This is a genomic window from Pseudoalteromonas sp. Cn5-37, from assembly GCF_021532495.1.
Classification (GTDB): Bacteria; Pseudomonadota; Gammaproteobacteria; order Enterobacterales; family Alteromonadaceae; genus Pseudoalteromonas; species Pseudoalteromonas simplex.
The window spans coordinates 110,909-136,378 of record NZ_JAKGBA010000008.1 but is presented as its reverse complement, the minus strand read 5'-3'; the positions used below and the strand labels follow the sequence as shown (position 1 = coordinate 136,378).

General features: G+C 40.2%; 22 protein-coding genes. 13 read left to right on the top strand and 9 right to left on the bottom strand.

The genetic code is table 11. The features are described 5' to 3' along the window. Positions 1–30: 30 nt before the first annotated feature. Positions 31–1,398 carry a YjiH family protein gene (locus L1266_RS12095; RefSeq protein ID WP_054553744.1) on the top strand — a complete coding sequence of 456 codons (1,368 nt, stop codon included), beginning with the start codon at positions 31–33 and terminating at the stop codon, positions 1,396–1,398. A 33-nt stretch (positions 1,399–1,431) separates the two neighbouring features. Here L1266_RS12095 and L1266_RS12090 read toward each other — a convergent pair whose 3' ends face one another. Both L1266_RS12090 and L1266_RS12085 read right to left on the bottom strand, forming a co-directional pair. Further along, on the bottom strand, positions 1,432–1,578 hold the full coding sequence (locus L1266_RS12090; RefSeq protein WP_082389286.1) for a DUF2897 family protein: 147 nt from the start codon (positions 1,576–1,578) through the stop codon (positions 1,432–1,434). A 39-nt stretch (positions 1,579–1,617) separates the two neighbouring features. After that, positions 1,618–2,154 carry an acyloxyacyl hydrolase gene (locus tag L1266_RS12085; RefSeq protein WP_054553743.1) on the bottom strand — a complete coding sequence of 179 codons (537 nt, stop codon included), beginning with the start codon at positions 2,152–2,154 and terminating at the stop codon, positions 1,618–1,620. 234 nt (positions 2,155–2,388) lie between these two features. Here L1266_RS12085 and L1266_RS12080 point away from each other — a divergent pair, with 234 nt between their 5' ends. Both L1266_RS12080 and L1266_RS12075 read left to right on the top strand, forming a co-directional pair. Then, positions 2,389–2,982: an MlaC/ttg2D family ABC transporter substrate-binding protein gene (locus L1266_RS12080; RefSeq protein WP_138600008.1), complete on the top strand. Its 594-nt coding sequence runs from the start codon at positions 2,389–2,391 to the stop codon at positions 2,980–2,982. Between the two features lie 300 nt (positions 2,983–3,282). Further along, the gene (locus L1266_RS12075; protein WP_235377598.1) at positions 3,283–4,620 is read left to right on the top strand and encodes an ankyrin repeat domain-containing protein; all 1,338 of its coding nucleotides are present in this window, start codon (positions 3,283–3,285) and stop codon (positions 4,618–4,620) included. Between the two features lie 84 nt (positions 4,621–4,704). Here L1266_RS12075 and L1266_RS12070 read toward each other — a convergent pair whose 3' ends face one another. Genes L1266_RS12070 through L1266_RS12050 form a run of 5 tightly spaced genes read right to left on the bottom strand, consistent with a single transcriptional unit; the run spans position 4,705 to position 8,240 of the window. Further along, complete coding sequence (locus tag L1266_RS12070; RefSeq protein WP_054553740.1) at positions 4,705–5,160, bottom strand: DUF2069 domain-containing protein; 456 nt, start codon at positions 5,158–5,160, stop codon at positions 4,705–4,707. After that, positions 5,157–5,711, bottom strand: a complete 555-nt coding sequence (gene wrbA / locus L1266_RS12065; protein WP_054553739.1) for an NAD(P)H:quinone oxidoreductase — start codon at positions 5,709–5,711, stop codon at positions 5,157–5,159. The genes L1266_RS12070 and wrbA overlap by 4 nt, the downstream gene beginning before the upstream one ends. Beyond that, entirely contained in the window at positions 5,711–6,058 is a 348-nt protein-coding gene (gene arsC, locus L1266_RS12060; RefSeq protein WP_054563602.1) for an arsenate reductase (glutaredoxin), read from the bottom strand. Before arsC ends, wrbA begins: the two co-directional genes overlap by 1 nt. A gap of 54 nt (positions 6,059–6,112) precedes the next feature. After that, the gene (locus L1266_RS12055; protein WP_235377597.1) at positions 6,113–7,573 is read right to left on the bottom strand and encodes a M48 family metalloprotease; all 1,461 of its coding nucleotides are present in this window, start codon (positions 7,571–7,573) and stop codon (positions 6,113–6,115) included. Position 7,574: 1 nt separating this feature from the next. Then, positions 7,575–8,240: a hypothetical protein gene (locus L1266_RS12050; RefSeq protein ID WP_054553736.1), complete on the bottom strand. Its 666-nt coding sequence runs from the start codon at positions 8,238–8,240 to the stop codon at positions 7,575–7,577. 155 nt (positions 8,241–8,395) lie between these two features. On the opposite strand from L1266_RS12050, the gene L1266_RS12045 reads away from it, so the two are divergent. The 3 genes from L1266_RS12045 to L1266_RS12035 all read left to right on the top strand — a co-directional run bounded on the left by L1266_RS12045 (position 8,396) and on the right by L1266_RS12035 (position 12,048). After that, positions 8,396–8,614, top strand: coding sequence for a hypothetical protein (locus tag L1266_RS12045; RefSeq protein ID WP_054553735.1), 219 nt, complete (start codon positions 8,396–8,398; stop codon positions 8,612–8,614). Then, entirely contained in the window at positions 8,607–9,674 is a 1,068-nt protein-coding gene (locus tag L1266_RS12040) for an AI-2E family transporter (RefSeq protein ID WP_054553734.1), read from the top strand. The genes L1266_RS12045 and L1266_RS12040 overlap by 8 nt, the downstream gene beginning before the upstream one ends. Before the next feature lie 118 nt (positions 9,675–9,792). Then, a complete protein-coding gene (locus tag L1266_RS12035; RefSeq protein WP_235377596.1) occupies positions 9,793–12,048 on the top strand; it encodes an aminotransferase class V-fold PLP-dependent enzyme in 2,256 nt (751 codons plus the stop codon). A gap of 66 nt (positions 12,049–12,114) precedes the next feature. Here L1266_RS12035 and L1266_RS12030 read toward each other — a convergent pair whose 3' ends face one another. After that, positions 12,115–13,146 carry a LacI family DNA-binding transcriptional regulator gene (locus L1266_RS12030; protein WP_138600002.1) on the bottom strand — a complete coding sequence of 344 codons (1,032 nt, stop codon included), beginning with the start codon at positions 13,144–13,146 and terminating at the stop codon, positions 12,115–12,117. 348 nt (positions 13,147–13,494) lie between these two features. On the opposite strand from L1266_RS12030, the gene pgi reads away from it, so the two are divergent. The 5 genes from pgi to L1266_RS12005 all read left to right on the top strand — a co-directional run bounded on the left by pgi (position 13,495) and on the right by L1266_RS12005 (position 22,605). Next, positions 13,495–15,141 (top strand): glucose-6-phosphate isomerase, encoded by a 1,647-nt coding sequence (pgi, locus tag L1266_RS12025; protein WP_138600001.1) that lies wholly within the window; start codon positions 13,495–13,497, stop codon positions 15,139–15,141. 270 nt (positions 15,142–15,411) lie between these two features. Further along, on the top strand, positions 15,412–16,884 hold the full coding sequence (gene zwf / locus L1266_RS12020) for a glucose-6-phosphate dehydrogenase (RefSeq protein WP_054553730.1): 1,473 nt from the start codon (positions 15,412–15,414) through the stop codon (positions 16,882–16,884). Between the two features lie 5 nt (positions 16,885–16,889). After that, the gene (gene pgl / locus L1266_RS12015) at positions 16,890–17,600 is read left to right on the top strand and encodes a 6-phosphogluconolactonase (RefSeq protein WP_235377595.1); all 711 of its coding nucleotides are present in this window, start codon (positions 16,890–16,892) and stop codon (positions 17,598–17,600) included. Between the two features lie 819 nt (positions 17,601–18,419). Beyond that, the gene (locus L1266_RS12010) at positions 18,420–21,017 is read left to right on the top strand and encodes a TonB-dependent receptor (protein WP_235377594.1); all 2,598 of its coding nucleotides are present in this window, start codon (positions 18,420–18,422) and stop codon (positions 21,015–21,017) included. 76 nt (positions 21,018–21,093) lie between these two features. After that, complete coding sequence (locus L1266_RS12005) at positions 21,094–22,605, top strand: tryptophan halogenase family protein (protein WP_166341503.1); 1,512 nt, start codon at positions 21,094–21,096, stop codon at positions 22,603–22,605. A 37-nt stretch (positions 22,606–22,642) separates the two neighbouring features. Here the strand turns inward: L1266_RS12005 and L1266_RS12000 are convergent, their stop codons facing one another. Next, positions 22,643–23,353, bottom strand: coding sequence for a DUF6445 family protein (locus L1266_RS12000; protein WP_235377593.1), 711 nt, complete (start codon positions 23,351–23,353; stop codon positions 22,643–22,645). 243 nt (positions 23,354–23,596) lie between these two features. Here L1266_RS12000 and L1266_RS11995 point away from each other — a divergent pair, with 243 nt between their 5' ends. Then, positions 23,597–24,301, top strand: a complete 705-nt coding sequence (locus tag L1266_RS11995; protein ID WP_054553727.1) for a SapC family protein — start codon at positions 23,597–23,599, stop codon at positions 24,299–24,301. Between the two features lie 130 nt (positions 24,302–24,431). After that, positions 24,432–25,466: an isoaspartyl peptidase/L-asparaginase family protein gene (locus L1266_RS11990; protein ID WP_235377592.1), complete on the top strand. Its 1,035-nt coding sequence runs from the start codon at positions 24,432–24,434 to the stop codon at positions 25,464–25,466. Positions 25,467–25,470: the final 4 nt, after the last annotated feature.

The window sequence follows — 25,470 nt, the reverse complement described above, 5'->3', positions numbered from 1 at the left end:
CTCTTTTTGTGGTTTTTACAGGTTGAAAATATGTCTAACTTAAACACAGCCCATCGCAGTGACTTGCGAACCTTGTTTACCTTTTTCGTTCCCTCACTTATAGGTGTCTTCTTGTTTATGACGCCGGTACCCATAGGTGAGGCAATGACCATTCCGATTGCTGTTATGGCAAAAGCTGTGCAGGCGTGGATAGCTCCTTTCGCGCTTGGTTTAATTACGAGCATTGTTTGCATTACCGGTATTTTATCTTTAGTGATAAAGTTGTTTAAACCCCAGCCATTACTTAAGTTCTTTATAATTAAACATTTATTTGATGTTAGTTGGTTGTGGTTGAGTGTTCGTTTATTAGGCATGGTTTTTATCGTTTTGACCTACACAAAACAAGGGCCAGAAATGATTATTTCCGGTAATACCGGTGCACTGGTTTTAAACGACTTGTTGCCAGTGTTGTTTTCTGTGTTTGTTTTAGCGGGCTTACTATTACCGTTATTATTAAACTTCGGCTTGTTAGAGTTAGTCGGTACCTTATTAACTAAAGTGATGCGTCCACTTTTTGGTGTGCCAGGTCGCAGTGCGGTTAACTGTGTAGCATCTTGGTTAGGTGATGGTAGTGTGGGTATTTTGATGACCGCTCGACAGTATGAAGATAAACACTATACACAACGCGAAGCTGCCATTATTGGTACTACTTTCTCTGCAGTATCAATTACCTTTTGTTTAGTTGTTATTGGCCAAGTAAAGCTTGAACACTTGTTTGCACCGTTTTATTTAACAGTGTGTTTGGCGGGTTTTGTTGCGGCATTAATTGTGCCTCGCTTACCACCATTACGCTTCAAAAAAGACCTTTATTTTGATGGCTCAGAGCCTGATAAAGACGCAGAATCAGTGCCTGAAGGTAAAACATTAGTCTCTCATTCACTTGATGTGGCGCTTGCTAAAGCACGCACTGCACCGGGTTTTGCTGGTACAGTGAAAGAAGGTCTACATAACGCCTTTGATATGGTATTCGCTGTGTTACCTGTCGTTATGGCTGTGGGCACATTTGCCTTGGTTATTGCTGAATATACGCCAATTTTTGAATATATGGGCAAGCCGTTTGTGCCATTTTTAGAGCTATTACAAGTACCTGAAGCTGAAGCTGCGGCACAAACAATTATGGTTGGATTTGCTGATATGTTTATTCCGTCAATTCTTGCAGCGGGTAGTATTGAAAGTGATGTAACACGGTTTATTATTGCAGCAATGAGTGTGACGCAATTGATTTATATGTCGGAAGTGGGAGCACTGCTTTTAGGTAGTAAAATTCCGGTTAATATTATCGAATTGTTCTTCATTTTTATTTTAAGAACTTTAGTGACATTACCGGTGATTGTCTTAATGGCACATTGGTTAGTGTAATCTTAGCTAAAGCATTAAATAGAAAAGCCCTGATTATTCATCAGGGCTTTTTTTATCTTCATTATCATCGCTTTTAGGCACTTTGAAGTCCATTTTTGCTGCATGTTTTAGCAACATAAGGTTACCAATTACTACACCAAACACAGCAACAACAATGGCTATAATTTGCCAAGTTTCCATCTTGAAATCCTGCCGATATACACAGCGATATAGTAGCACTTAAAATCGTCTTGCATAAGACAGTGAAATAAAATCAAGGCCAGGGTTAGGGCTCTTGAAACCCGCATTTGAGTAATGTAAATATCTAAGTGCTAAGGTTGAGTCGTCACCTAAATCTGCAACTAGACCCAATCTATCTTCAAACTGATAGTGAGTACTAACGTTTTTGCCTGCAAAACGGGTGTCGTCCAATAGTGAAACGCCAATTCCAAACTCCACATAAACAGGCATGTTTTTCACATTAAACACAGGGTATTGGATCACTGGAGACATAGCTAACACGATATTAGTTTGATGTTTGTTGTCTTTGCCATACTGCCAAATATTAAAACTAGATTCGAAGTACAAGCGGGCGTGTTGCAAGGGCAACTTTTCATTGGGTACATGGTACTGATAGGCCAGCTTTAGACCTTTTACATCACCTTCACCTTGAATGTAATCAATGGCATAACCATGATTTGAAGCTGAATAACTTGGTGCTGCTAAAAGAGCAGCTGCACTCAAAATAAGTGCTTTTAATGGCTTTTTAAATTTCATTTCGGTACTTCTCATTATGTCGATGAGCAAGTAAATAAGGCGGTGTTAGGGGCTTTTCAATGTGCAAAAAAACACAGAAGCTGTGCACATTCTCATATTTTTTAGCAATTAGCTGAAAACTATGGAAAAAATCGATTGGTGCTTAATTGGCATTAAAACAATGTCAGATTGTTTCTTTTTTTACGGATTTAATATCGGTATATTAGCGAAAATTTTCGTTTAGAGGTGAACACGATGACCAAACTAGTTAACTCATTTTTGCTAATTGCAGCATTTTTTGCTGCATCTGCTTTTGCCAGTGAAGACCGCTCGCCTAAGCAATTATTAGAATCAGTCACTGCTGATTTATTTGTTGATATCGCAAATGTAAATGCGAAAGGTGATGCAAGCTCAGAAGCAATGGCGAATATTGTTGAAAAACGCTTATTACCACACATGGATATTAAGTTTGTATCGTATAAGCTTTTAGGTAAGCACATTAAAGGTCTGCGCCGTGAACAAGCCGTTGATTTTATTGCTGCGGTTGAGCATTACTTAACAGTGACTTATGCTGGCGCGCTAATGAAATACACAGGCCAAAAAGTAATTTTTGATCAATCACAACTCATCGACGATGGTTATGCAACTGTTAAGACACAAATTGTTGATGACAATGCGCCAGCTATAGATTTGCACTTTAAATTACGCCAAGGCAAAGACAAGCAGTGGAAAGTATACGATATTGTTGCTGAAGGTATCTCACTGTTAAGCGCAAAGCAAAAAGAAGTGCTGCAGCGCATTAGCCAAGTTGGCATTGATGAAGTGACACACGAATTAGCAAGTAAGTAAGTCAGCTAAAAAGCGCGATTACCTTCACCTCATCGGGCTTTTTAGTTACTTTCAGTCTCCAACCAAGCAGTGAGTACCGTCCATGTGCCGCTGCTTTTCTATTTTCTTTAAAAATCACCTACTTTGCGCTAGCACCTGTAACCCTCTGTGGTAGAATCATACTACTTTTCTTGTTTACCAAAGTATCTATCAGATACTGTGTTATTGGTCGCAATATTAAGCAAACTGTCAGTTAAATTTTGCTATAACTAATTGCTTAATAAGACATCGAATAATGTGCAGCGGAGTTGTGTTTTTTTAATGGAAAATGTACTGATTTGGCCAAAGGAATACCCGTTACTGATCAAAGGATTAGCTGAGCAAAACGGGGCTTATATTTTAGACGCTTTAGAAGCTTGGCCGGCATGTCGTTCTACTAATGAAGATGACGGTGTGTGTACGACGGTTCTTCCGCCTATTTATTACCTTACTTGGTTGACTCCTCTTGAACCGTTTGAAGAGTGTTATTTCCAACACATCTCTGAATTTGATGAAGCTGCGCTGCATTATATTAATGCTATGAAAGCGCACTTTTTAGAAAACGACTACACCCCTGAGAGTCTTGTTTTAATGTTATGCCAGCGCTTAGAGAAATACGCTAGCGCATTTGCTCAATCGGCTGTTAAAACACCTATAACTTTGATTCACCAGTTATTTAATCGTCGCTATTTTACTGTGATAGAACATGTGCTTAATCACGGTGCAAAAATGTCTGCGGACGATGTATTAGAGCTGTGGACCGAAGTTGACTTTAGAGAGCGTTTTAGTGGTTTTATCCCTGATTCAGTGGCTGATCTTGAATTATTAACGGCGCTTGCAGCTGAAAAAGTTGCTCACGGTGAAGATTACTTCACCTTACTAAAACTTGTATCACCTGATGTTGACTCAGCATCGTTACTTGAACAAGCTTTACTTGCCCACTTGAGCCACGAAAATGCAAAACAAACCATGGCAAAGCGTTTTATTGAGCAAGGCGCAACAGGTGCATTAGCTGACGAAAACGGTAAAACAGCCTTTATGTGGGCAACCGAAAAAGGCTATGTGAATGTGGTTGAGACAATACTTGAACATCAAGATAAAAAAGCCCAAGACAATAAAGGGAATACTGCATTACATTACGCTGTATTAGCCGAGAATGGACCTTTACTGGTGTTGCTTTTAAAAGCGGGCTATGACTTTAGGGTTCGTAACAAAGACGGTCTAAGCTGCTACAGACTTGCAGTTAGCATTAAAGCAGATAACTTAGTTAAATGCCTTGAGCATGACTTTGGTATTAAAGAGCTTTCGCCAGAAGGGCTGTTTGATCGCGTTAAAAAAGTGCACTTACTCCACGCGATTGTAACTGTGTTACTACCTGTGCAGTTGTTCTTCTTTTTTGACGATAGCATTGCTATTAAAAGTGAGTTAACGCTGGGCTTTACATTAGTTTCTATCTTATGCTTTTTCTTTGCTACAAGTTTAAAACGCTGTGCGCTGTACCCGCATATTCGTCATCCATGGGGGCTGTTTATTTTAAGACTGTTTTCACTATTTAGCTTAATTGGCCAAGTGGGTCTGGCAAGTATTGTCGCGCTAGCCACCTTAGCAGAGTTGGTGTGAACGCATAAAAACTAAATAAAGTGACATAAAAAAACGGCAACCTTGGTTGCCGTTTTTTGTTTTACTTAAGCTAAACGAAAGTGCTTATTTATCGTGCTCATGTGCCGCTTTTTCTTCGGCCAGCTCTTCTTTTAATTTACGTATCTTAAGGCCAAGCTCTTGCCCGCGATGGCGAGCATAATAAGTGCAACCAATAAACATCAGACTGGCAAAGATTAACTCAAGTAATACCCAAATCAGCTGTTCTTGTGCGACCCATAGTAATGTAAAACCATGGATAAAATAGAACATCACGATAAAGTTTGCCCACGCGTAGGTATAAGGCTTATCTTGAATAATCCCTTTTAGTGGTAATAGAAGAGGGAGTATATAAACAACAAAGATAAAGCCGTTACTGTGGCCTTCTCTTGGGGCAATTAAAAACAACCAAACTGGCATTAAAATTAATAAGCCGATATAACCAATCAGTGCAAAACGTTGGAATCGTTTAGTAATTGGCTTTTTGGCAACAGGCTGATTTAGCTTTGGTTCCAAGCTCATTGTAATTTACTCGTAATCAGTGCCAAGCGTTTTCCAACACTTTGGCAAATTTTAATTTCGTCTTTACTTAACACATTGCTGTTATTGCTACCGGCCACATGAGTCGCACCGTATGGCGTACCGCCAGTTTCAGTTGCTAATAACTCAGGTACCTCATAAGGCACGCCAAGCAACATCATGCCGTGATGTAACAAGGGCAGTGATAGATTCAACAAGGTAGCTTCGTTACCACCGTGCATACTGCTCGATGACGAAAATACACAAGCAGGTTTATCTATTAGCTGACCTTTAAGCCATAGATCACTAGTGGTTTCCCAAAAGCTCTTTGCTTGTGAGGCCATCATGCCAAATCGAGTAGGGGTGCCAAAGGCCAAGCCATCACAATTAATTAGATCATCTTTGCTGATCACAATATCGTGTGGCTGACGCTTTACAAACGTGCGCAATAAAGCAGTTGCTCCTTGTTGCTCAATCGACTCGGCTATCTCATGTGCCATTGCTTCTACAGAGCCATGGCTTGAGTGGTATAGCACAACAATGTTTGTAGTCATTAAAGTACGCTTAATACGTTTTCTGGTGGACGACCTAGAGCAGCTTTGCCGTTATTTTCAACAATTGGGCGCTCGATTAGCTTTGGATTGGCAGCCATTGCAGCAATTAATTTGTCTTCGTTTTGTTCGTTTTTAAGCTCAAGCTCTTTGTAGATGTCTTCTTTAGTACGCATTAATTCACGCGCTGAAGTAAAGCCCAGTTGGCTAATTAAAGTCGAGATTTGTTGTTCATTAAGCGGTGTCTTTAGGTATTCAACAACGCTTGGTTGTACGTTATTGCTTTCTAATAGGGCAAGTGTTTCACGCGATTTTGAACAACGTGGATTATGATAAATAGTCACAGACATAGTGTGTTCTCACATTTAATAATTTGGCTTATTTTAGGGCAAGCGCCGCGAGACTTAAAGTCTCGCAAGCTCTTTTTGTAATTGACGGTATTGTGTAAGTAGGGCTTTTAAACGTTGTTGTTTAACTAGCTCTTCAGGCTCAACAAAGTTTAGTGCTTTTTGAATTTCATCTGCTGCTTTTAAATAAGCGCCATATTGGGCAAGCACATCGGCATGCGCTTCATGGTAGGAAGCCATATTTTCTTGCTTTTTATAGACATCAGCAATGAGCTCTTTGGCAAGATTGTTCTCAGGTTTTGCTAATAAATAAGATTTTAAGATACGTTCAGCAAGGTCAAATTGTTTTGCTTCAATAGCGGCATTTGCATAGTTTAAGGCAATCACCTGATTGTTTGGTCTATCGATATCTAGTTTAGCTAAAAACTCTACTGCTTCATTCGCTTTACCTTGCGCAATAAGTAAGTCGGTGTGGGTATCAATATAAAATAAGTTCTTTGGATCTTGCTCAAGTAATGGATTCAAAATGCTGGCTGCTTCATCAAGCTTTTTTTGGTCCAACAAGCTAATACCCAAACCATATTTAAGTGCAGTGTCGTTATGAACGGTATTTTCACGCATTAATTTACGAAATAAATCTTCCGCGGCTTTTGACTTTTGCTGATAGCGAGCAATAACACGGCTCTTAGCTAGGTTAAACTCTAGGCTGTCGGAGTAGTGTCTTTTTGGATACTGCTCGGCACGTAATCGCACATCAGAGACACGGCTTTCAGGCAATGGGTGAGTGAGCAAAAATGCGGGCGGCTTATATTTGTAGCGAATTTGTGCAGCAAGTTTAGTTAAAAACTCGCTCGATTGGCGAGGATCAAACCCAGCATTATTTAAGGTCTGCATACCAATACGGTCTGCCTCTTGTTCAGCAGCACGACTATGAGTTAATTGACTAAACGCCGCTTGTGTCTGGTTTGCTGAGATAATTGCAATACCAGCATCAGGTGCAACAACGGTAGCTAAAATACCAGCAATCATACCAGCGATGGTTAACGCGCTGTTATCTTGCTGTTGTTGAATACGACGCGCTAAATGGCGCTGTGTTACGTGGGCAATTTCGTGCCCAAGTACTGAGGCAAATTGACTTTCGTTATCGGCTTGTGCCATGAGCCCTGTATGCACACCTACATGACCACCATAGAACGCAAAAGCGTTGATTTCAGGGTTATTAACCCAGAAAAAAGAAAATGGAAAACGAACATCGTTGGCGTTTGCGACTAAACGGCGGCCCAAAGTGGTCAGATACTCATCAAGAACAGGGTCATTGACAACGGGTGATGAGCCACGAATTTGCATCATCATCACTTCACCGATTGCTTGTTCTTTTTCAATCGGTAAGGCTTGTAATGCCGAGGTCCCTAAATCGGGCAGCTTAAAGTTAGTTTGTGCCTTCAACGGCTCACTGTGCAATATCGAAAATGTCAGTAATGCACTACACAGTGTAATAAAGGCTAATTTTAGTCGCATCTTATTCCTTGTTGATTTGCTCACCTAACATGACTTTTGCTAAATCTATTTCGTCGCTGCATGCTCGGCTGTCTTTTTCGCACAATTGATAGAAATCTTTTATTGTGACTCCATCTAGCTTAACAACGTTCAACTCCCGTTGTAAAAAAGTTATGATTTTATGCGCTACTTTATGAGCATGCAGAATTAAGGCTTTGTCAGCTTTGTCACCTCTTTCAAAGTAAAAAGCGATGAATTTATGAAGCTGGTTAAAACGAATAAGGTTTTTCATGGTGTGCGGATCCCACACCTTAAATTCCATAAAGCGGTTGTCTTTGATGTATTGGTCTACCGTCACATCTTTTGCATAAGGGTAGGCCCATAATTCGAAACCTCGGTCCGTAAAGCTTTGATGCAAAGCAATGCGCGGTTTTTGCTCACAGACAATTTCGCCCATGTCGGTTTCATGGCCACCTAATAAATCAAGGTTCCAGTTGCGTGGGTCAATTAATTGTTTAACGGCATTATCAAAACCGTGGTCTAAAATCCCTTCAGATTCGCTAACCGATGATGCGACCATATGATAAAAAGGCGGCAGCTCGCCCCAGTTTATTTGTTTTTTATACCAGTTTATCTCTTTAAGAGTTGGATTCGCAGGTAATTGCGCTTTATTATGCGAGCCAGGCATGAAGTTTCCTTTACTACCAGTTATTGAATAAGGATAAACTATTGTTTTGCGTGTTTTAAGAAAAAAATGAGTTGTTTCTCATTATAAAGACTTATTTTAGCAAGGTGCCTACATCTTATACTTATTATTCATATTAATAACGCAGTTGATTCGCTATGTTAACGGTTGATTTAAGGGACTATAAGTGCCCTCAACAATTTATTCAGTTTAAATTAGGGTTGAATAAGGCAGTATCGGCTCAACAAGCCGTGACTTTTACATTTAATGCTGCTGAGGCAACGGACGATATGCAGCGATTTTTAGAAAAACATCATTACCATTTTAAAATTGACCTAGAATTAGGTGTGCTAACAGTGGAGCCCATTCGTGTTTGAGTATGTAAAAGCCTGGTACGAAAATAAATTTTCTGATCCCCATTCAGTAACCTTGTTGTTATTGCTTATTGCAACCTTTGCATTTTTCTACTTTTTTGGTTCGTTAATCGTTCCAGTTTTAGTTGCCTTGGTGATTGCCTATTTACTAGATTGGCCTGTTGCTCACTTAGAAAAGCTGGGTTTGAAACGGTTTACCGCAACGATTCTAGTTATGCTGGTATTCAGTGGTTTGATGATTATGATTATTGTCGGCATGGGGCCTGTGCTTTGGCAGCAAACCAGCAATCTAGTTCAAGAAACGCCTTATATGATCGAAAAAGGTAAAGCACTGCTGTTACATCTTCCTGAAGATTACCCAAGTTTGATTACTGAAGATCAGGTTAAATCAATTGTTACCAGTGTTGAGACCAAAGCTATTGAGTTTGGTCAGTTGGTGCTATCGGTGTCATTAACTTCGATAAAAGACGTTGCAGCTTGGCTGATTTATCTTATTTTAGTGCCGCTCTTAGTATTCTTTATGCTTAAAGATAAATTAGAGCTCACGCAAAGTGCTGAGCGTTTATTGCCTAAGCAACGTCGCTTGATCATTCAAGTTTGGCAAGAAATGAATCAGCAAATCATGAATTATATTCGCGGTAAGGTATTTGAAATTTTAATTGTTGGTACTGCATCTTTTATCGCTTTTGCAGTGCTTGACCTTCGCTATGCGGCTTTACTCGGTGTATTAGTTGGCTTGTCTGTGCTTATTCCATTTGTAGGGGCGGCATTGGTAACCATTCCTGTCGCTGCAGTGGCGTTATTCCAGTTTGGTTTAGAAACACAATTTTGGACTATTTTAATCATCTATGGCGTGATCCAAGCACTTGATGGCAATGTGTTAGTGCCGTTATTGTTCTCTGAAGCGGTAGATTTAAACCCAGTGTTCATCATCGTTGCAGTATTGTTTTTTGGCGGTTTATGGGGCTTTTGGGGCGTGTTTTTCGCAATACCGCTGGCTTCTTTAGTAAAAGCGCTTATCAATGCCTGGTCTTCTAAGCAGGTTGAGCTAATAGAAAATTAGCTTAGTCTTAAAAAGTATAGAAAACGCACTTTACTGACTAATTGATTATTATAATTTAGCCGTGAAAAATGTAAAATAGGTTATAAGATATATCTTTTAGTAATATGGTGCGTTTTTCATGGCAAATTTTTACCTTCCTGACGATGCTAATCAGCAAATTTATTTAGATGCGAATGCAACGACTCCTGTACTTCCTGAAATTGCCGATGTGGTTTCGCACACGATGCAAGTCTGTTTTGGTAATCCATCAAGCTCTCATATTACGGGTATTCAAGCAAAACACTTATTAGAACAAACACGTAACAAAGCACGTGAAGTCATTGGCGCTACCGACGGCGATATTTTATTTACCTCGGGTGCAACAGAAGGTATTCAAACGGCGGTTGTTTCAACGCTTATTGCTGCAAAAAATCATCAAATCGAGAATCCGGTATTACTTTATGGGGCAACAGAGCATAAAGCGGTGCCAAATACGCTAAAACATTGGAACAGTGTACTTGATATCAACGCGCAGGTATTAGCTATTCCAGTAGATAAAAACGGTATTTTAGATCATGAGTTTATTCGTAAACATGCTGCGAATGCACTGATGATTTGTACTATGGCAGTAAACAACGAAACCGGTGTTTTCCAAGACTTAACCACTATTGAGCAAGTTATTCGTAGTGAAAACAATAATGTGGCTTGGATGGTTGACTGTGTACAAGCATTAGGCAAAACCAACTTGGCGCTAAGCCAAACAACCATTGATTACGCCCCATTCTCTGGTCATAAATTGTATGCGCCTAAAGGCATTGGTGTACTTTATATTCGTAAAGGCAGTGCATACACGCCATTTATTGCTGGCGGCGGCCAAGAAAGTGGTATGCGATCTGGTACCGAAAATTTACCGGGCATTGCCGGTTTGAATAAGTTGTTCTCGTTATTGCTTGATAAACAAAACCAGACTTTTAAGCCAATTGAGCAGCTACATGCTTTTCGCGAGCAATTATTAGCTGCATTAACAGACACCTTTGGTAGCATTACGTTCAATCACAGTTTTGAGCATTCGGTGCCAACAACGTTGAACTTTGCGGTGAACGAATTAACCAGTAAAGAAGTGATGGACTTATTTGATGCTGCGGGTATCCGTGTAAGTGGCGGCTCGGCATGCAGCTCAGGTGCAAATCGTAGTTTTGTTTTAGACGCGATGGGAGCCAGTGATTGGCAAAGTGAAAACGCAATACGCATGTCGTTTGGCCCTGCGGTTAACCAACAAGAGATTGACTTTGCTTGCGATAAAATACGTTCTTTAAAACCGATTCTAGAAGCAAACTGCTTAGTGGTATCTGATAGTACATCGCCGCAACACGAAGTTTGTGCGATTGGCTTAACACAACTTCGCCATCAAGCAGCGTGCTGCTGGCTTTATGTCGACAGTGATAAAAGCGCTGTGGTGATTGATCCTATCATTGAGCTTATTCCACGTATGGCGAAAATTGTCGCGACACAAGGCCTAACAGTAAAAGCGATTATCGATACCCATAACCACCAAGAACGTTTATCGGCCCGTTGTTTATTATCAAAAGAGCTCGCAGAACGTTATGTTGCTAATGAGATAGACGAACTTGGCTGGCCAAAAGATTCAGCAACCATCGAATTAAGCGATGCGCGCTTAACTAAAGTAGCGACACCAGGTCACAGTGACGATAGTGTTAGCTATTTATTATCAGATACGCAAAGCGGTGACATCAGCTATTGCTTCTGTGGTGATTTAATCTTACCAGGTGGCTTAGGTAACACAGCAATTACTGGTGGCGATGCTGCGAAAATGGCTCAGTCTTTAAAGCAGCTTGCTATGGTAATACAAGATTCAACGGTGATTTGTTCTGGTCATGATTATCAACAATGTTTTGCTATGGATTGGCATGTGCAAAAAGCAACGACGCCGTTACTTGAACAACTATTAAGTGAGCTAGTATCAGATGATGAGTTTGTTGAATTAAAGCAACAAGCTGATGAGCAAAAGCATACTGTAAGTCATTCTTTATGTGGCTATGTTGAAACACTTGAAAGTGCGCCGATGAAACAGCTAGTCGCAACCGATGCGAAATCAATGTTGGATGATAAGGCAACTTACCTAATCGATACACGTGAACCGTATGAGCATGGAGCGAATAATTTAGCAGAGTTATTTACTGTTGCTGAGAGCAAAGTGATTAACATTCCACTCAGTCGCATGGCAAACGCCATCGTGCAAGGGCAGCTTGAGAAAGACCATAGCTACATTTTGGTTTGTCGAAGTGGTAATCGTTCAAAACAAGCGGCTAATAATTTGTCGCAGTTAGGGTTTGAAAATGTTTATAACTTAAATGGTGGTTTAGCATTGCTTTAACAAGCAATACCAATTCGCTTAATTAAAAAGGCCGCTATAGAGCGGCTTTTTCGTAACTTGTATAAATTAGGCTGTTGTAGGGCCTGAGCTTTCCCGTACTACTAATGAAGGGGTAAAGGTCGTGATGATGTCTTTATCTTGATTACGTGCACCACGGGTTTTTCTAAACAGTAAACGGGCTGCATGCTGCGAAATTACATCATTCGCCTGATGTGCTGTGGTTAGTTTAGGCCAAGTCTGACGCGAGAACGGTGAATCTTCGAAGCCCGTAATTGATAGCTGCTGTGGAATTTCGATACCCATTAAGCGTGAGGCGAATAACGCGCCCGCTGCCATTTCATCGTTACCGCCAAGTAGGGCTGTGATGTTTTTCGGGTTATTCTCACCTAACAATGCTTTTGCGCCTTCTACACCTGATTCAAAAGAATACTGGCCTTCGTAGATGAGCGCGTCATGCAATGGAATGCTGTGATCTTTTAACGCGGCCTGATAACCCTCTAAACGTTCAGTTGTTGATTTATGCTCTTTGTCACCGCATAAAAAACCAATATTTTTATGGCCAAGCGACAGTAGGTGAGCGGTGATTTCGTACGCAGCTGCGTAATCGTTCACATAGATACAAGTGTCTTGGTCTTCTTCAGTAGGGCGGCCAGAGAGTACGCGAACATAATGAATGCCCATCTCATCTAGCATATCAATAATGCTATTTTGCTCTGACAGCGGTGGCGTTAATACAAGGCCAGCTAAGCGAGAGCGCTTGATCATGGTTTTAAAGTCTTCTTCCATGTTGCCATCCAGATAGTTACATGGATGAATAACCAGCTCATAGCCTTCTTCTTTACAACGCGACAACACACCGTTTTGCATGTCGATGACATAATAAGCATTCGGGTTGTCATAAACTAAACCAACAGTAAAAGACGATGTGCCTGCTAGGTTACGAGCAGCAAGGTTTGGTTGATAGTTTAACGTGTTAACAGCGTCCATCACTATATCGTACGTTTTTTTTCTGACCGATGGCTCTTTATTAATCACTCGTGAAACGGTTTTCATTGAAACACCTGCGAGCTTGGCTACATCATTAATGGTTACTTTCATACTGTTGCTTTATAGTTGGTTATATTTGTATTATAATATTATCGTTCAGGTGTTCACCAGACGCTTTTTCTTATATGTACATCTATATTTAATATAAGTTAGTTAGTGTATCTAATGTTCTACCAAATTAGCAGTAAAATAATTGAGATAATTTTTATGATACCGGTGTCAAAAGAGAAAAATTGCGCTATTATCTCGACTATAAAATGTAAAAGTAGAACATTGACAGCGTTGTCATTTTAACTTAGTGTTGATTTCACACCGTGTTTTTAATTGCTGTCTTTATTCAATATAATAAAAAGATAGTTAAGAATCAGTTTGTTGCAAGTTTTGAAGGGGATTAAATATATGAGCAGCCGTTCGCAATTAGCTAGTTGGCAAGCACTATCTGAAAGTGCCAAGAAGATGAAACAAATTCATCTTAAAGATTTATTTGCCAAAAATAGCACGCGTTTCGAGCAATTCTCTGCTCAGATCCCGGGTGTATTATTCGATTACTCGAAACAACAAATTGATAAAACTGTTTTTGAACAATTAATTGCTTTAGCGAAAGAGTGTGATATTAGCGCATGGCGCGAAAAAATGTTCAGTGGTGAGAAAATTAACATTACTGAAGACCGTGCTGTACTTCACACTGCTTTACGGAACCGCGCTAACACAGCTGTAATGGTTGATGGCGAAAACGTAACAGATGCTGTTAACGCTGAGCTTGCTAAAATGAAAGCCTTTGTTGGTAAGGTACGCAGTGGTGAGTGGTTAGGCTACACAGGAAAAGCAGTAAAAGATGTGGTTGCAATTGGTGTCGGTGGTTCAAATCTAGGCCCACAAATGGCAACAGAAGCGCTTGCTGCTTATGCTGATGGCACATTAAATGTTCACTATGTATCAAATGTTGATGGTGTTCAGATTGCATCTGTTTTACAAGGTTTAGACGTTGAGACAACGTTATTTGTTATCTCGTCAAAAACGTTTACCACCTCAGAAACCATGACTAACGCTAAATCGGCTGTTGAGTGGTTTTTACAAACGGCACAAGCGCAAGAGCACATAGCTAAGCACTTTGTAGCTGTAAGCACCAATTTAGAAAAAACAGCGGCCTTTGGTATCGCTGATGAAAACGTATTCACAATGTGGGATTGGGTAGGCGGTCGCTTTTCTTTATGGAGTGCGATAGGATTACCAATCGCCCTGTACCTAGGCTTCGACGCGTTCGAAGAGATCCTAGAAGGTGCGTTTGAAATTGATGAGCATTTTAAAAATGCTGAATTTGAAAATAACGTACCATTATTAATGGCGCTTTTAAGTGTTTGGAACACTAGCTTTTTAGGTTATACAGCGCAAGCTATTTTACCGTATGATCAAGCACTACACATGTTACCCGCGTATTTACAGCAAGGTGAGATGGAAAGTAACGGTAAGCATGTTACTTTTGCAGGTGAAACGGTTCCTTACACGACGGTTCCAATTATTTGGGGTATGACAGGTATCAATGGTCAACATGCTTTTTACCAATGTCTACACCAAGGTAATGTAATTGTACCTGCTGACTTTATTGCTTCAATTGAGCCGCAAGTCAATGTAGGCAAGCATCATGATATTTTATTATCAAACTTCTTTGCACAAACCGAAGCGATGATGGCCGGTGTTGATGCAGAGCAAGTAACTGCAGATTTAACCGCGAAAGGTAAATCTGAAGCAGAAATCTCAGAATTATTGAATCACAAGATTCACCAAGGCAATCGCCCAACAACGTCAATGTTATTAGATAAAGTTGATGCGAAAACGGTAGGACGATTAATTGCGCTTTATGAGCACAAGATCTTCTGCCAAGGCATTATTTTAGAAATCTGTTCATTTGACCAATGGGGTGTAGAGCTAGGTAAGGGACTTGCCTCTAAAATTGAAGCTGAATTATTTGATGATGCAGTCAGTCATCCACATGATAGTTCAACCAATGGACTGATCGCTTACTATAAGACACATCGTAAGCAGTAAAAGATTCGCAGTATTAGCTGCAAACCGAATACCTTTGAACGGGTAGCGCTGGAGTTCTTAGGGCCTGTATTTTTGTGAGAGGATTTACAGAGCCCCTAAGACTCATTTACTTCAGCCAACATAAAAAGAATGAGTAAGCTACTTACAAACAAATTCAACAGGCTTTGTTAAAGGATATTGTCTAACAGGCCACATCAACCAGATAACAACACGCACTGCCATATTGCATGAATTGGATGAACATGGCATTGCCAATGTAGAGAGTGATATATGTTAAATCCATTTGATATCGTAATTTTTGGGGGCGGCGGTGATCTTGCGTTACGTAAGTTACTTCCTGCAATGTATCGCGCTTATCAAGAGGGCAACCTTCCTCAAGGTTCTCGTATCCTTCCTACGGTACGTGAAGAAAGCAAACGTAAAGAATACATCGAAACAGCACATAAAGCGTTACAAGACTTTTTAGGTAAAGGTGAGTACAACGCAAAAGATTGGAAAGCGTTTTCAGCTTACCTTGTGCCAGTTGTATCAAATGTGACTGAAGCAGATGATGACTGGGACAAATTAAGAGATATTCTTGATGAACACGACGCTGACAAGTCTCGTGTTTTTTACCTTTCTTTACCACCTGCAGTGTATGGTAGCTGCTGTGAAATCTTATCAAAGAAAGGTCTAATCACAGAAACATCTCGTGTTGTTGTTGAAAAACCGATTGGTTACTGTGGTGAATCTGCTGAAGCAATCAATGCAAAAATTGCTGAATACTTCAAAGAAGAGCAAGTATTCCGTATTGACCATTACTTAGGTAAAGAAACAGTACAAAACTTAATGGCACTACGTTTTTCAAACTCATTGTTTGAAAACCTGTGGGATGCAAAATCAATCGATAACATCCAAATTAGCTTATCAGAAACAGTAGGCTTAGAAAGCCGCGCTGGTTTCTACGATAAAGCGGGTGCATTACGCGATATGGTACAAAACCACTTGCTACAATTACTTTGCTTAGTGGCAATGGAATCACCAAATAAACTAAACGCAAACAGCATCCGTACTGAAAAACTAAAAGTACTTGAGTCGTTACGTCCGTTAGTGGCTGAAGATGTTGATGCAAACATTGTACGTGGTCAGTACGTACCAGGTAACTTAGACGGTAAAATCGTCCCAGGTTACTTAGAAGAATTAAACGAAGGTGCGAGTAAAACAGAAACTTTTGTTGCTATTCGTGCGCACATCGATAACTGGCGCTGGGCTGGCGTGCCTTTCTATCTTCGTACTGGTAAACGTATGAAAAAGCGTTGTGCTGAAATCGTTGTTGAATACAAAAAAGTATCTCACAACGTTTATACCGACAACGTAGGTAACATTGAGCCAAATCGTCTTGTTATTCGTCTGCAACCAGAAGAAACAATTCAATTAACACTGATGTCTAAGCGCCTTGATAACCTTGAGATGCAATTAGAACCAGTAACCATGAACATTGAGTTATCGCAAGCGTACAGTAATGGTTTTCATTCAGATGCCTATAAGCGCTTAATGTTAGATGCCGCAGCAAACAACCCGTCGCTGTTTATTCACCGTGATGAAGTACGTCAAGCATGGAAATGGATTGACCCAATCATCGAGCGTTGGCAAGAAAAAGGTGCACCATCATTATACCGTGCAGGTACGTGGGGCCCTGAAGATGCAGATGAGCTTTTAGAAGAAAACAACCACGTTTGGTTTAACACAGGCGATAAGGCGTAATTAAGATGGCAACAATTGTTGAAAAATTCTTTGCAAACAAAGACGAATTAACAGCTGAACTTTCTTCAAGCCTTGAACAAAGCCTTGTTGCTGGTATTAAAGAAGATGGCCGTGCGGTATTGATGGTATCGGGTGGCTCATCGCCAGCACCTGCTTATAAGCACTTATCAAACCTTGAACTTGATTGGGCTAGCATTGATGTTGCTATGGTTGATGAGCGTTGGGTTGATGCTGATCATGAAAAAAGTAATGAAGCATTTATCAAAAGCACGCTATTACAAAACCATGGCGCAGCTGCTAATTTCGTGACAATGAAAAATGACGCATTAACGGCGCAAAACGGTGTAGCTGAATGTGAAGCTGCATACAAAGCATTAAAGCGTCCTTTTGATGTGACGATTTTAGGCATGGGCCCTGATGGTCATACGGCTTCTCTTTTCCCTCATGCCGAAGGTCTTGAACACGGTCTTGCGACAGATGATTTAGTATGTGCAATTAACGCTATTGAAAGCGATGTAACAGGTAAAATCACTGAGCGTATGACGTTAACTTTAGCTGCGATTGCAGATTCTAAAGTTGTGAAGCTTTTAATTAGTGGTGAAGAAAAACTCGCTGTTTACAAGCAAGCGAAAGAGGGCGGTGCAGTTGCTGACATGCCTTTACGTGCAGTATTGAATCACCCACATATCAATATTGAAGTTTATTGGGCACCTTAATCGCCCAATAAAACTCTATGCCAAAAGCGAGCTATTATGCTCGCTTTTTTGTTTTTAAATACTCACCTTGAATACCAATCCGCAATAATACTTAATCATTTTGAGGGATTAAACCTGTCGCTAACGGCGTTAAAAATTTCTGATTTAGAACAACTAAATAACGAAATTTTTGCCTTGTTATCAACGAGGTTTTATTGCCTCAAAATAGATCACTTAATTAAGCGAATTGGTATAACAAACAGTATTGAATAAATACACTTTCTTTAAATAGCCGATAAAGTGTTAGACAAGTACAAAAGGGCTCTATATAATTAAAAATGACAACGCTGTCATTGTTATTGATTGTTATTCTCAATGTTCCCTTTAACTCATTCTGCCCAGAAAAAGTTAAAAATAATTTGTACATGACAGCGCGCTTTTAGAAACACGTTAGTTTTTTAAGCTAATTTATTGTTAGATAACAGGTTTTATATAACTTTTAGTTATGATTAATAAATGCCCAATGGAAACTAAAGCTTACAAAAATACATGTAATTTTTAGCTAATTTCAAAAACCCATCCTTTTGGTCTTTTCATCTGCAATATCACTCATGCTATATTTGCGCCGTTTATTTGTAACAATTCTTAAAAACTCAATATTAAATATTAGTTATATCAATAACTTGATTATTTCATTGTAAATTTTTTGCACAAATTAACCAAAAAGATGTAGCACAAATGTAATTTAGAGTGTATGGTTTGTTACTAGATGACAGCGTTGTCATCATCACTGGGCAGAAGTGATATAAAAAACCAACAAAATGATTCAAGGGGAATCCTGTGTTAGCTAAAAATTTTAAGAAAAGCTTATTAGCAGTTAATATCGGCCTCGTAATGAGTGCTGGGTTCACTGGCGCTGCATACGCAGCAGATGAAACTAAAGTTCAAGAAGATGTTGAAGTAATTGAGGTTCGCGGTATTCGCCGTTCACTTGAAGCTTCAATGAATACTAAGCGCTTTGCTGACAGCGTTGTCGATGCTGTATCTGCAGAAGATGTCGGTAAGTTTCCTGATAGCGATGTAGGTGAAGCGCTTGGCCGTATTTCAGGTATTGCTGTTAACCGCGCATTTGGTCAGGGTCAACAAGTGTCTATTCGAGGTGCATCTGCACAGTTAACGCGTACTTTACTGAATGGGCACTCAGTCGCTTCAACAGGTTGGTATGACCAACAGTCAATCGACCGTAGCTTCAACTACACATTACTTCCACCAGAAATGGTTGGTGGTATTGAGGTTTATAAATCATCTCAGGCAAACCTTGTCGAAGGTGGTATCGGTGGTACGGTAATCGTAAACACTCGTAAGCCTTTAGATCTTGACGCGAATACCCTTTTTGGAAGTGTGAAAGCTGACTACGGCACGATCTCTGAAGAAACAGATCCTGAAATCTCTGGTCTTTATAGCTGGAAAAATGATGAAGAAACCTTTGGTGCACTAGTCTCTGCAGCATTTTCTGAAACAAATTATCAGCGCAATGGTATTGAATCTTTAGTAGGTTGGGGTGACATTGTTCCTTCTACATTCCAACAACAACGTGAACGTACTGCTATCAATGCAGTTTTCCAATATCGCCCAACTGATAGTTTAGAGCTAGGTCTTAATGTTATGAGCCTAGATCTTTCAGCTGATAACGCAAATACTTCTCTATTTTTAATATTCCCTGACGATAAAGATGCAGCTTGTGAACAAGTTAATTTAGACGGTACGTGTACTTTCTACCGTCGTTCAGGTGAAGGTGCAAACCCAGGCTGGGCACAAACGTGGGCTCGTGCAGGTTCAATGACTTCGGATACGGTTGATTTTGAATTCAAATACGCTGGTGATAATTTTGAGCTTAAAGGCCGAGTTGGTAACACACAATCAGAAGGTGGTACGGACCTCACTGCGAACTATGGTTTTTGGTTAGGTACTCCTGCAGACTATGCGGGCACATACGATGCGACAGGTGACGTAATTGATATTGATATTGCGAATAAGTCGTTCACTGCTGATGACTTCCAAGGACAACTATCTTCAGCTGGTTGGGCACTCAAAAAGCAACCTAACTCTGATGAAGAAACATACGCACAGTTTGATTTAACATTCCCTGTTGATTTTGGTGCAATTACTGCAATCAAAACAGGTTTCCGTTGGGCAGATCACGACGTTAAACAAGAGACTTATACTGCGAATTTAGTAGACTCAATCGCGGCATACGATGCATCTCATTATTATTCAGGCACAGTATCCTCAGGGGCGGGTTTCACTATACCTAAACCTAACCTTGATCAAATGCTCTCTGATGGTTACGCAGCGATTACTAGCTTTGATAATACATCAATCGCTTATAAGGCTGGCTATGGTACAGTAAATGAAGAAAATTTTTCACTTTACGCAATGGCTGATTTTTCTGCTGAAGGCATACGTGGTAACTTTGGCCTACGTTATACCTCTACAGATGCATCATCTGATTACTTCGCACTAGATGCGAATGGTAACTACGCAAACAGCCTAAGCACTGATAAAGCTGATTACAGCGAAGTATTACCAAGTGTTAACGTGGCATTTGATTTAACTGAAGATATGATTCTACGTTTCTCAGCAGCGCAAGTAATGTCACGTGCTAACTACACTGACATGTTTGCATCTTCATCATTAGCGGGTTATGAAGATGATGTAGATGGTAATGAAGTTATCACTACTGGTAATATCGGTCTGGAGCCATTCAAAGCAACACAAGCTGATTTTGGTATTGAATACTACTTTGATGGTGACGGCATGGTTAGTGCTACTTACTTCATCAAAGATATCTCATCATTTACTAAGGTAGATGAAGTGACTAATCAAAGTATTGGTATAACAGACCCTAACACTGGAAAGGATGACTGGACAGTAGCTTCTAAGGGGACGGGCTCAGGTGGTGAGATTAAAGGTATCGAGCTACAAATTCAAGATGGTTTTGACAATGGTTTCGGCTACCAAGCTAATTATACTTACGTCGATTCAGAAGCTCCTGCAGAAAACTTCCCTGACCGTATTGAATTATTCTCTGACTCTTCAGAGCATACGGTTAACTTAGTTGGTTACTATGAGGCTGATTTCTACAGCGTACGTTTAGCATATAACTGGCGTTCAGAGTACATGGTTCGTGAAGCACCAGGTTTCTATGGTAACCGTGAGCATCAAGACTACGGTACACTTGACCTAACGGCTAAGTATTCAGTAACAGACTATCTAGACTTAACATTTGAAGCGGTTAACATTACTGAAGAAGACAGTATTCAAATTGGTACTGCCTCAGGTGATGCAGATGTTAAACCTGAGCTTCGTAACGGCTACCCAGCATGGAGCTTTGAAGGTGAAGCACGCTACAAGCTAGGTGTATCACTACGTTTCTAATTTGATTTAGATAACGAAATTAAGAAAGCCCAGCTCGCACTGGGCTTTTTTGTGAGTAAAAAGTGGGCGAGTGAAAATGATAAAAAAAATCGCAATTGTTGGTGGCGGAACAGCTGGTTGGTTAGCTGCAAACCATTTAGGCCATGCGCTTTTGCAAAGCGGTATTGAGATCACATTAATCGAGTCACCTAATATTGCCAGCATAGGTGTCGGTGAAGGTACTGTTCCTTCGATGCGCAACTCTTTGCAAAAGTTTGGTATCAGTGAAAGTGACTTTATCAATGAATGTGATGTTACTTTTAAGCAGTCAATCAAGTTTGTAAATTGGCTAGATAAACACAAACATGGTGCTAACTTTTACCATCATTTATTTGATCACCCACATATATTCGGTGAGGAGTTAACGCAGCAGTGGCTTGCTGAGGGTAACGGTAATGATTACGCAGACTTTGTTTCTAAGCAACATGCGTGTTGTGAAAATAACCTAGCACCGAAAACAATTTCGACACCGCAATATGCAGGTATCAATGGCTATGCCTATCATTTTGATGCTAAAAAGTTTGCTGCTTTCTTAGGAAGCCATGCCACGCAACATTTTGCTGTTAAACACCTGCTTGCAGAAATAAGGGATGTTAGCTTTGATGAGCAAGGTTTTATTACACATCTAATCGACTCAGAAGCTAACGCCTTAGAATTTGACTTTATTATTGATTGCTCCGGTTTTTCGGCTGCCTTTATTGGGCAAAAACTAGGGGTGGGCTTTGTTGATAAGTCAGCTAGTTTATTAACTGATACTGCAATCACATTGCAAGTACCGACACAAAGCGATGATGAAATACCACCTTATACTATTGCTACGGCACACCAAGCTGGTTGGATCTGGGATATTGCGCTCACAGAGCGAAGAGGAGTGGGGTTTGTTTATTCATCTAAGTATATGAGCGATGAGCAAGCAAACGCTAAATTGCATCATTATTTAGGTAATAAATTTGAGCACTTAACGCCACGAAAGATCCCGATGAAAGTAGGGCACAGAGAAAAAATGTGGCACAAAAACTGTGTGGCTATCGGGTTGTCGCAAGGCTTTGTTGAGCCTCTTGAAGCAACTGCCATCTTAATTGCAGACTTTTCTGCGGGGTTATTAGCTAAACGTTTTCCGCGTACCCGAGAGGACATTAACTTAGTTGCTGATGAATACAATCAGCAGGTGAATTATGTATGGCAACAAACGTTTGATTTTATAAAAATGCATTACTGTATTTCGGATAGAACTGATTCGGCTTTTTGGCGTGATAACAAAAAAACCGACCAGTTATCAGAAAAACTAAAAAATAACCTAGCACGCTGGCAGCGCTTTACACCGGTACGCGAAGACTTTGCCAGTAAGTTCGATTTGTTCGACTTAGAAAACTACTTATACGTACTGTTTGGTATGCATTATGTACCTGGCAAACAGCAATCTAAGCAGAGCGACAATCAACAAGTTGCTGAATTTAAACAGCAGCGCGTCAATCAGCTATTAAGCGAGCTACCTAAGCACAGAGAACTGTTAGATAAAATAAAGAAATTTGGCTTACAGAAGTACTAATTTTATTAACTGAGCTGGCTAATACGTATTAGCCAACTCAGTCGATTCTAAAAAATGAGGAGATAGATAAACGACTGTTATTTAAATCATTACAGTACTTTTTGTGATTTAAAAGAGCTGCGCTATGCAATAGGTTGCTCTTATAAATTACGAGCCTATTGATCTTCGCTTCAATATCCACCACTTTTTCAAAAAGCGCTGTTGTTTCATTTAAATAGCCTGGATGAGTTGCGCTGTGTTTTTCTGTATCAGCAATCATGTTATGTACGCTATTTTGGTTATCAGCCGTCACTTTAATAATGTTCTCAGGTAGGTATTTATATATGCCTGTGCCACCCCATTCTTTGTCTGACAAATAATGCACTGCTGCAAATGTTTTATCATCCGTTGAATCAATATGTGGCATACGCTGCAAGGTATTTAATTCATCCGCATTTTGAGTCACTAATGAAAGTTTACAGCGGTGAAGATATAAATTATTTTCGCCGCTAGTAATGATCCCTTGCTCTAAAAGTTCTTTAACTAGCTGCTCAAAAGCTCGGTAGTAGGGCGCAGGCATTTCATCTCGTTTGCCTGGGTAGAGTGTGCCATCGCTGCCAAAAGGCTGGAAGTAGGCTGTCTCTGAGGCAAATTGATAAACTGGCTCAAGGTTGTGCAAAAAGTCATCAACAATAATAACGGTTTCATTAATTTCACCAATAAATACTTGGCTTACTTTATAGTCTTTATTTAATCGATAGCCTTCCATTATTTGCCTCAGTCATTCCGTGTTTGTTGAATATACTAACAAAAATAGTGGCTTATGCGTGATAATATTTACTTGATCGCAGCTTGTTTTTTCATCACTTAAGGTTAATTAGCAACATGGGTAAATTTGTTAATTTATAATGTACAAACTGCCACAAAATTTTCACTTCCTTTTTGTTGCCAAAACCTATAGGCTTTGGGCACTAACAGCAAAAACATATTATAAAATTAACGGAGCAGTATCATGGCGGAGCAACAAGTACAGCCTTTACATAACGAAAAACATGCCAACACTAAAATTCAAAATGGCATCAACATTGAGTTCATGAAAACTCAGCATTTAGTACCTGTGGTTGCACACGAATTTGCACGTATCGCAAATGAATTCCCAATGGCATTTGTTAAAAACAACGAATCAGGTAAATTCCAAGCAGTTGCTTTATTTGGTCTAGAGCCAGGCGAAAACCTTTTCATTCAAGACGGCAAATGGACAGCAGCATTTGCGCCTATGTCTATGACTCGTTACCCACTTGGTCTTGTTAAGCATCCAGAAGCTGACCAATTTGGTATCGTAATCGACGAAGCAAGCCCACTTGTAAGCGAAGAAACAGGTAATGCACTTTTCGAAAACGGTGAAGAAACTGAATACCTTAAGCGTCGTAAAGAAGCACTTGTTTCTTTCATCGAGTTCTCTCAGGTAACTGAAGCATTCACTAAGTACCTTGCAGACAAAGAGCTACTAGTAGCTCAAACGCTAACTGTAGAAATCAAAGGTGAGAAAAAAGACATCAACGGTATCTACCTTGTTGACGAGAAAAAACTTAACTCACTAAGTGATGAAGAGTTCTTAGACCTTCGTAAGCGTGGCTATTTAGCACCAATCTACTCTTTCTTAACGTCTACTCACCAAGTAGCACGTTTAGCACGTTTAAAAGCAGCTCAAGCTTAATTTTAAACTGCTGAAAAAAAGCGCCATTAGGCGCTTTTTTTGTTTCTTTCGTCTGTTAAAGCTTGAAAACCAGCGACGAATTATTCACATTGGGCTTACAAACTAAAATAAAATAAATATAAGTGCCCCTATGTTAAAAACATTACTCACCTCAGCCATTGCCCTTAGCGCATTATCATTTAGTACTTTCAGCCATAGTAGTGATCAACCTTTCGCTATTGCTATTCATGGTGGTGCTGGAACAATTGAAAAAAGCCGCTTCACGCCAGAGCAAGAAAAAGCTTACCGTGCAAAACTAAAAGAAGCCGTTGAAACAGGCTATGCTGTGCTCGAAAAAGGCGGTGAGAGCCTAGATGCCATTACTGCGGCAATTAATGTGCTTGAGAACTCGCCGTATTTCAACGCTGGTCGCGGTGCTGTATATACTTATGACGGTGCACATGAGCTTGACGCATCGATTATGGATGGTCGTACACGCCAAGCAGGAGCTGTTGCTGGGGTTAAACACATTGAAAACCCAATTAACTTGGCGCGCTTAGTGATGGAAAAATCAGTGCATGTTATGCTCAGCGGCCAAGGTGCTGAAGAGTTTGCAAAAACTCAAGGTATGCCGCTGGTTGAAAACAATCTTTTCGATACTGAAAATCGCTACAAAGCGTTATTAGAAGCAAAAGAAAAGCTCGATAAACAAAAAGTAACTAGCAAAGACTACCAAGCTGCACACAAAGCCCTGCCAGTTAATTACAAAATGGGCACTGTCGGTGCAGTTGCACTTGATAAAAACGGTAATATCGCAGCAGGTACCTCTACAGGTGGCATGACAGCAAAACGTTTTGGCCGTGTGGGCGATTCACCAGTGATTGGTGCGGGGACCTTTGCTGAAAACGAATCATGTGCAGTATCTGCGACAGGCCATGGCGAGTACTTTATTCGCTACAATGTGGCAGCTGATATTTGTGCTCGCGTAAAATACCAAGGTAAAACCATTGTGGAAGCGGGGAACGAAGTGATCCACGATGTATTAATGCCTATAGGTGGCACAGGCGGTGTGATCATCATTGATGCTAAAGGTAACATCAGCTTGCCGTTTAACACCGCAGGTATGTACCGTGCGAGTAAATCAAATACATCACCAACGTATGTGGGTATTTTTAAAGACGAGTAATTAT